Below are 7,973 nucleotides of genomic sequence, written 5' to 3' on the forward strand. Positions count from 1 at the left end.
CGACGACGGCAGCTTCGCCGCGCGCGGTATCTTCGGTCAGGGCATCTTCATCGATCCCCGGCGCAGGCTGGTGATCGCCGGCAACGCCAACTGGGGCGGCGGCGCCACCGACCCGCTGGCCACGCAGCAGCGCGAGGACTTCTATCGTGCGGTGCAGAAGGCGATCGACGACGAGCAGGCGCAGCGCCGCTGACGCGGCGTGCGTCCTGGCCGGGGCGTCGATGCGGGATTAGACTGACCGCCAGCATGAGCGCCATCTTCGTCAGCTACGCCCGCGAAGACGAAGCGCGGATCCGGCCCCTCGTCGCGGCCTTCGAGGCCGAGGGCTGGAGCGTCTTCTGGGACCGTCGCATTCCCGCCGGCAGCACCTGGCGCGGCCATATCGGCGCGGCGCTGCAGCAGGCGCGTTGCGTGGTGGTGGCCTGGTCGGCCCACTCGGTGGAATCGCAGTGGGTGCTGGAAGAAGCCGACGAGGGCAAGGCCCGCCAGGTGCTCGTGCCGGTGATGCTCGACGCCGTGACGCCGCCGCGAGGCTTCCGCGAGATCCAGGTCGCGGACCTGTCGGGCTGGGTGCCGGGGCAGGCGTCCGAGCACCTCGCGCACCTGCTCGGCGACATGCGGCGCCTGCTCGGCCGTGCGCCCGCAACCCCTGCGCCGGCTCCGGCGGCAACGCCCGTGCAGGCTGCGGCGCCGGCCGCCGCCCCCGCCGCGGAGCGAGGCTGGCGCAACGGCATTGTCGCGATCGCGGCGCTGGCGCTGGTGGCCATCGCCGGCTACGTGGCGTTTGGCCCTCACACGCCGCCCGCCGGTAAGACCCGCCCCCCGGACGAACCGGCAGTGCGCCGGCCGCCGCCCGCGGCACAGGCGCCGGCCGGCGACTGGCTGGTCGTGGCCGGTTCGTTCAGGCGCGCCGAAAAGGTCCGTGCCGAACGCCAGCTCATGGCGGTCATGGAAGCCGGCTTCGACGCGCGGCTGGTCGACTCGTCCGAGTACCCGCTGCTCGCGCCCGACCTGTGGGTGGTCGCCATCGGCCCCTTCGACAACCGCGCCGCGGCCAGCGCCGCGCTCGAGCGCCTGCAGCCGCGGGTGACGGACGCCTACGTCAAGAAGGCGCGCTGAGCGCCCGCCCGTCGCGCGGGGGGAACAATGGGTCCTCGATGGGCGATCCTCGTTCTGCCCGGAGCCGAAGGGGCCGGCGGCGTGTAGTCTGTCGTGTCTTCACGACCACCTTCCCGATGCCTTCTCGAACCGAGTTTCTTCCCGCTGCCTTCGCTGCAGCGCTGCTGTGCGGCAGCGCCTGGGCACAGCCCGTCACCGTCAAGGCCGGCCACACCGAACTGAGCCTGCCGGCCGGCATGCAGGTCTACAACGCGCCGCTGAAGCGTGCCTTCACCGGTGGTGACCCGGTGCGCATCGACCGGCAGCTCGTGCTGCTGTCGAGCGGGGGCAGCGACCCTGTCGCGGCGCTGCTGATCGAGTCCACGCGCGAGGCGGGGCGCTTCATCTGGACGGAGAGCTGCAAGCAGATGCGCAACGACGCGCACACCTACGTGCACAGCCCGTTCCATGCGATGGGCAACGAATGCGTGTTCGCCGTCGGCCGGCTCGACCTGGCGGCGGTGATCGGCCAGTCGTTCCCCGAGGTCGCCGGCACCCTGCAGGACGGCGGCCAGCCCGTGCCGCAAGGCGCGGGCTACGTCGTCAAGAGCACCTACGCGGCCTCCAGCGGCTCGATGCTGAGCGTGACGGCCTTCGTGCGCGAGGAGCATGCGCAGCTGCTCACCCCACCGGAGTCCATGCCCGACGACACCGGCGTGCCCGCGCCTGTCGTGGCCTGGGCGCGTGCCCTCAACGACCAGACCCGCGGCGCGATGCGCTCATTCTCGGGTGAGTGGCAGTTGCCCTCGCTGCGCGCGGTCGAGGCCCGCTGAGTCGGTCGCCGCCCCGCCTGCCCGTCAAGCGAGTGCGGCCTGCACGGGCCGCCACAGCCCCTGCGCGTAGCGCAGCAGCTCCGCTTCGCCGAAGCGCCACAGGTGCAGCCAGCCGTTGTCGACCAGCTGGCGCACCACGTCGTGCCGTTGCAGGATGGCTTCGATGCGCGCGGCCGGCGCGTCGATGACCACGGTCAGCCGCAGCGGCTCGTGGATCCAGCGCTGGCCGTCGTGCAGCGACTGGCGCGCCAGGCCGATGCGCAGGTCGCCGCCGTTGCCCTCGAACACGCCGATGCGCCCGCCGACGACGTTGTGCAGCAGCTTGTTGCCGCTGCCCAGCCGCTCGGGCTCGCAGGTCGAGGCGTGGTACTGCCAGTTGATCCAGTGCGTGACCAGCATCGGCGCCGTCATCAGCAGCTCCAGCACGCTGCCGTCGGCGTCGTGGTCGGCGTCGTAGTCGTGCAGGAAGGCGCGGCCGTCGAGCACCAGGCCGCGGCTGCGCTGCCGCGGCGCGATCAGGAAGCAGGCATTGCCGGCCAGCCCCCACTCGGGCCGTGTCTGCGCGCCGTCGTTGGCGCGCCGGCGCAGCTGTTCGAGCAGCGGCTGCTGGCCGGCGCGCGGATTGAGGCCGAGTCGGGCGGCGCGCTCGCGGCGCACCTGGTCTCCGGCCTGCGCGAACACGGGCTGCAGCCGCTCCCAGCGCGCGCGCACGCGCGCCGGCAGCAGGTCGAGGTCGAAGCCTTCGATCTCGTCGGTGGTGGTGTTGTGCAGCGCGGCCACGAAGACCGTCTCGGCGGGTACGGTGATGCCCTGCGCCTGCAGCCCGGCGCGCACCGCGGGCTCGTTGAGCAGCCTTGCCAGCGCGCGCGCGTTCACCTCGCCCGTCTGCCCGCAGCAGGCACCGCAATCCAGCGCCGCGGCCTGCGCGTTGTTGGCGCTCTGGCTGCCGTGGCCCACCAGCAGCACCAGGGGTGCCAGGCCACGGTCGAGCCCCATCGCGTGCAGCACGCGCGCGGCCAGCGCCACCTGGGCCGGCTTGTCGAGGCCGTGCAGCGCGGGGCGGCACAGCGGGCGGTAGCGCGCGGGCAGGCCGGCGAGGTCGTCGGACTCGCGTGCCCGTGCGGCTGGCCGCAGCCACTGCGACAGCTTGCCGAGGTAGCCCACACCGGCCGCCTCGACGAAGGAGAACGCGGTGTTCGGCCAGCGGCTGCCTGCCAGCCAGGGCGCCGTTCCCGCGAAGTGCTGCTGCCGCGCCCGGCGGGCGGCTGCCTGCAGTTCGGCGCCGGGCGTGTCGACCTGGCCGCTGGCCGGGATCACCACGTCCGTGGCCTCCACCGCCGGTGGCAGCAGCCCCGGCAGTTGCGGCCGGCGCGCCGCCGTGCCCAGCGGCGTGTAGGCCACGGGCAGGCCGAAGAAGCCCGCGAAGCCGATGGTCTGCATGCCCGGCCACACCGCTTCGAGAGCGCGGCGCAGCGGTTCGCTGCGCACGTCGATGCAGAACGCGGCCTGCACCTCGGGTGCCGGCGCCGCTTGCGGCACGGCCAGCTTCAGCCGCTGCGCCAGGCTGCGCTGGTAGCCGACCTCCAGTGCGAGCTGCCAGGCCTCGTCGATGCGCAGCGCCTGCGAGGCCTGCTGCATCAACACCGGCGCTCGGGCCCACTCGGCGCGCAGCGCCGCGAAGGCGCGGCGGGAGGCCGCATCGTCCTTGCACGCGAGAAGGATGGCGCCCCAGGCCAGGCGGATGGCCAGCAGCTCACGCAGGTGCGGGTCGCTGCGGCCTTCGAGCCCGGCCTGCCAGCCCAGGTAGGCGCACCACGACGCCCAGCCCTGCACCGTGAGCAGCACGCCTTCGAGGTAGTCGGCCCACACCGGCTCGGGCAGGCCGAGGCGCTGCAGCACCCAGCGCTCGGCCTCTTGCCGGCTGGCCGGCAGCGCACCGAGGCGGCGCTCCAGGTCGGGCAGGCCCATCAGCACGCCGATGCCGTGGTCGTGCGTCAGCGTGTCGCGCCAGAAGGCATAGAGCCCCTGGCCGCGCTCGGGCTGCCAGTCGGCCTGCTGCTCGTCGAAGTAGGCCGCGCAGGTCTGGCTGACCTGGTGCGTGATGGCCTGCCGCCACGACAGCCGGGTGTGGCGCGCCGGGTCGTCGTCGAGCACGTCGATCAGCAGGGGCAGTTGCGGCAGGCGCGCCGGCGTGTGCAGCGCCGCGATGCAGTCGGCCGGCGCGGGTGCCGCGGCGTCGTCCGCGCCGAGCTGGCCCAGCGCGCCGTCGAGGTCGTGCGCCGTGATGCGGCCCGAGTCCCACGCCCGCTGGATCTCCGGCCGCGACGGAAACACCTGCATGCCGGCCAGCACCGCCATTCGCGCGGCGACCTCGCGCACCGGCAGCCCGATGCGGGCCCAGTGCGGGTTGACGGCGATCGCGCGGTCCAGCGGCCATGCCGGTGCGATGGTTCGGCAGGCCTGCTCGCAGGCGGTATCGATGCGCGCGTCGAGCCCGTTGACCGCGGGGGTTAACGCGGGGGCGGCGGCGGGGCGGTCGAGGGTGGTCTGCATGAGGTCTCCGTGGGCGGGGTCAGCGGCTGGCGGCCACCGGCGTCGCAGCGGTCGCGCCATGGGTGCGATCGCGCGCCGCCGGCGCCCAGCGCGCGGGCCACAGCCGCAGCGCCAGGCGGGTGTAGAACTCGTCGACATAGAAGCCCGCATAGCTCCAGCGGCGCCACGCGGCCAGCTGCGCCGGGCGGAGCTGCATGGCCACCAGGCACAGGTACATCGCGGCCATGCCGAGCAGGGCGACGACGCCCGCGGCGGCAAGGGGCGTGTCGGCCACGCCGAGCGGCAGCGCATGGCCGAGCTGCATCGCGGCGGTCAGCGCGGCCACCATCGCCACGCCGGCGAGACCTCGCGTCATCGTGGTCGAGGCTTCGCCTTCGCGCCTCGCAGGCATCCAGAACAGCGGGGCCCAGGCCAGCGCCAGCACGCCGCTCCACCACCACGGCCAGGCCGCGGTGCCGGCCATGGCCTGCACCGGGGCGACGATCGCCACCGACAGCAGCGGCGCGGCGGCCAGGCTCGCGGCCGAGGGCGACGCGCTGCCGCGCATCGCCTGCAGCCGAGCCTGCTGCACCACCGACGAGGCGGACAGGAAGGCATGCGCCTTGTAGAGCGAGTGGCCGATCAGGTGCAGCGCCGCGAGGGTGTACAGGCCCAGGCCGCACTCCAGCACCATGAAGCCCATCTGCGCCACCGTCGACCAGGCCAGCCGCACCTTGATCGTCACGCGGGTGAGCATCACCAGCCCGGCCAGCAGCGCCGTGGCCAGGCCGAAGACGATGAGCAGCCAGCGCGCCGCCGGAGCGGTCTCGAGCAGCGGCGCGAAGCGGATCAGCAGGAAGCCGCCGAGGTTCACCACGCCGGCGTGCAGCAGCGCCGACACCGGCGTCGGCGCTTCCATCACCTGGATCAGCCAGCCGTGCACCGGCAGCAGCGCGGTGCGCAGGATCACCGCCAGCACCAGGCACACGGCGCTGGCGTCGAGCAGCAGCGTGGCCTCGCCCTGCGCCGCATGTCGCCACAGTTCCGACAGCGAGCCGCTGCCCACCTCGGCCCAGGCGAAGCCGGCGGCGGCCAGCAGCAGCACGTCGGCGGCCCGGTCGGCCAGGCGCTTCTTGTGGGCCGCCAGCAGGGCGAAGGCGCGCTCGGGGTAGATGCACAGCAGCCGCTGCAGCGCGGTGCCCACGGCAGCCCAGGCGGCGATGAGCACGAACCAGTGGTCGGCCAGCACCAGCACCTGCACGGCGGCCAGCACGGCGGCGAAGGCGGCGAGGTAGCGCGGCTGGTTCGGTTCGCCTTGCAGGTAGCGCGCCGAGAACACGCCGATCACCGTGCCCAGCAGCTGCACCAGTACCGCCATCCAGGCGCCCGGGGTGCTCGTGGCCAGGCCGGGCAGGGGCAGCTCGGCGCCGGCGGGTGGGCCCGCCCAGGCGGCCACCAACGTGGCCAGTGCGGCGAGCAGCGCCAGCGTGGACAGCACACCGAACGCACGCCAGCGCGGCAGGGCGATCGCCAGGGCCATCAGCGCGGCCGGCGCGAGGGCGAATGCGATCAGCAGGGCAGGCAACCAGTCCATGTCGGGCACTCCGGAATCACGGAGCGGGATGCTGCTTGTCGGCTGGCGTTCTGTAAATTACATTGATAGGAACATCTTGTTCGATAAAGCAGAACGATGCGGCTGGACCAACTGAATTTCCACCACCTCTTCTACTTCTGGCGCGTGGCCAGCACCGGGCACCTCACGCGCGCGGCGCAGGAGCTGCACCTGTCGCAGTCGGCACTGTCGTCGCAGATCCGCCAGCTCGAGGAGCGCCTGCGCGAGCCGCTGTTCGAGCGCGAAGGGCGCCGCCTCAAGCTGACCGACACCGGCCAGCTCGTGCTGGCCTATGCCGAGAACATCTTCGGCCTCAGCCAGGAGATGCTCGGGCGCCTGCAGGGGCGCAGCCAGGGCATGACCCGGCTGCGCGTGGGCAGCGTGGCCACGCTGTCGCGCAACTACCAGGAGAACTGGATCCGCCCGCTGATGGCCGACCCGACGGTGGTGCTGACGCTGGAGTCCGGCCTGCTCGAGGGGCTGCTGCAGCGCCTCGTGCAGCACCAGCTCGACGTGGTGCTGGCCAACGAGACGGTGCCCGCCGACGCCGATCGGCCGCTGCACTGCCGATTCCTCGGCAGCCAGGCGATCTCGCTGGTCGGGCCGGCGGCGGCGTGGCAGGGCCGCCGGCTGCGCATCCCAGAGGACCTCGACGGTGTCGAGCTCGCCCTGCCCGGCCCGCGCAGCGCGCTGCGCGGCCAGTTCGACGCGCTGTGCCTCACCGCCGGCGTGACGCCGCGCTGGCGTGCCGAGGTCGACGACATGGCCATGCTGCGGCTGATCGCGCGCGACAGCGGCTGGCTGACGGTGCTGCCCGAGGTGGTGGTGCAGGACGAACTGCGCACGGGCGTGCTCGTCGTGGTCGGCCGCTCGACGCGGCTGCAGGAGAACTTCTACGCCATCACCACGCCGCACCGCCATCGCATCGAGCGGCTGGAGGCCCTGCTGGCCGGGTCGCCGATGGTCGCGCCGTCACCGGGCCTGGCGCATTCGTGAGGTCACGCGCCGGGGCCGAGCAGCAGCCAGTGGTTGTCGGGTGACATCGGCATCGGCCAGCGCAGCATGCGCGGCGCCTCGCTGGCATGCCAGCGGGCCACGCCCAGGCGCGCCGCGATGAGCACGCCGCGGCCGGCGTCCCAGCTGGCCAGCGCGCAAGGCTCGCCGAGCTCGGCCACGCGCACGAACTCCGTCGATGCGCCCGGGTGCCACCACAGACCGCGGCCGGTGCGCTGCCCGCTGAGCACGAAGCCGCCGCCGGGGCCGGCCGCGATGTCGCCGGCGTAGCCCGCACCCTGGGCGTCGCGGGTCGGCAGGCTCAGGCGGCCGTGCTCGAGCACGGCGAGCAGCGGGGCCTCGCGGCGCCGCGCTTCGTCGTCGTGCTCGGCCTGCAGCGCCACGCCCAGGCGCTCGTCGCCGCCTTCGGCCCAGGCGATGTGGCGCAGGCTCAGGCGCGGGTCGTCGAGGCGGTGCTGCGCGAGCAGGCGGCCGTCGTCCGGCACCAGCTGAACGAGCGAGGGCGCCATGCGCTCCATCGCCGTTTTGCGGCCGTCGCGCAGGCGCGGAATGCCGCCGTTGGCCACCCACAGCCGGCCTTGCCCGTCGAGCAGCATCTGGTGCGGGTCCAGCCCCTGGCTCGGGAACTCGCCGAGGCGGCGCAGCGTGTCGGGCGAGCGCACGCCGATCCAGCCTTCACCGGTGTCGGGGTTCGTCTCGCAGGTGAACAGGCGCTGGCCGTCGGCCGACAGCAGCGCGTGGCCGCCGAGGGTGTGCGGCGCGCCATCGTCGGCCAGTTCATGGCGCTGCATCACGCGGCCCTGCGCATCGCAGCGCAGCAGCCAGCGGCCCGGGCGGTTGGCCACCGCGACGAAACCGCCATCGGGCATGGCCATCAGCCCATG

6 protein-coding genes and 1 pseudogene are annotated in these 7,973 nt (G+C 73.6%); 4 read left to right on the forward strand and 3 right to left on the reverse strand.

Going from position 1 to position 7,973, the window contains the following annotated elements:
• The 3 genes and pseudogenes from AB7U92_RS17385 to AB7U92_RS17395 all read left to right on the forward strand — a co-directional run.
• Positions 1–193 (forward strand): annotated as a pseudogene (locus AB7U92_RS17385) (serine hydrolase); the annotation flags it as partial.
• Positions 194–246: 53 nt separating this feature from the next.
• Complete coding sequence (locus AB7U92_RS17390; protein WP_428579647.1) at positions 247–1,119, forward strand: TIR domain-containing protein; 873 nt, start codon at positions 247–249, stop codon at positions 1,117–1,119.
• Between the two features lie 116 nt (positions 1,120–1,235).
• Positions 1,236–1,931 (forward strand): hypothetical protein, encoded by a 696-nt coding sequence (locus tag AB7U92_RS17395; RefSeq protein WP_428579650.1) that lies wholly within the window; start codon positions 1,236–1,238, stop codon positions 1,929–1,931.
• A 24-nt stretch (positions 1,932–1,955) separates the two neighbouring features.
• Here AB7U92_RS17395 and AB7U92_RS17400 read toward each other — a convergent pair whose 3' ends face one another.
• Positions 1,956–4,484 carry a YbcC family protein gene (locus AB7U92_RS17400; protein ID WP_428579652.1) on the reverse strand — a complete coding sequence of 843 codons (2,529 nt, stop codon included), beginning with the start codon at positions 4,482–4,484 and terminating at the stop codon, positions 1,956–1,958.
• A 19-nt stretch (positions 4,485–4,503) separates the two neighbouring features.
• Complete coding sequence (locus tag AB7U92_RS17405) at positions 4,504–6,057, reverse strand: NADH-quinone oxidoreductase subunit L (RefSeq protein ID WP_428579655.1); 1,554 nt, start codon at positions 6,055–6,057, stop codon at positions 4,504–4,506.
• 96 nt (positions 6,058–6,153) lie between these two features.
• Between AB7U92_RS17405 and AB7U92_RS17410 the strand changes: the two genes are divergently transcribed.
• On the forward strand, positions 6,154–7,071 hold the full coding sequence (locus AB7U92_RS17410) for a LysR family transcriptional regulator (RefSeq protein WP_428579658.1): 918 nt from the start codon (positions 6,154–6,156) through the stop codon (positions 7,069–7,071).
• A 2-nt stretch (positions 7,072–7,073) separates the two neighbouring features.
• On the opposite strand, the gene AB7U92_RS17415 is transcribed toward AB7U92_RS17410, so the two are convergent.
• Positions 7,074–7,973: DUF1513 domain-containing protein (locus AB7U92_RS17415; protein WP_428579661.1), on the reverse strand; the 900-nt coding region annotated here is incomplete at its 5' end.

Source organism: Piscinibacter sp. (genome assembly GCF_050175855.1).
Taxonomy (GTDB): domain Bacteria; phylum Pseudomonadota; class Gammaproteobacteria; order Burkholderiales; family Burkholderiaceae_C; genus Piscinibacter.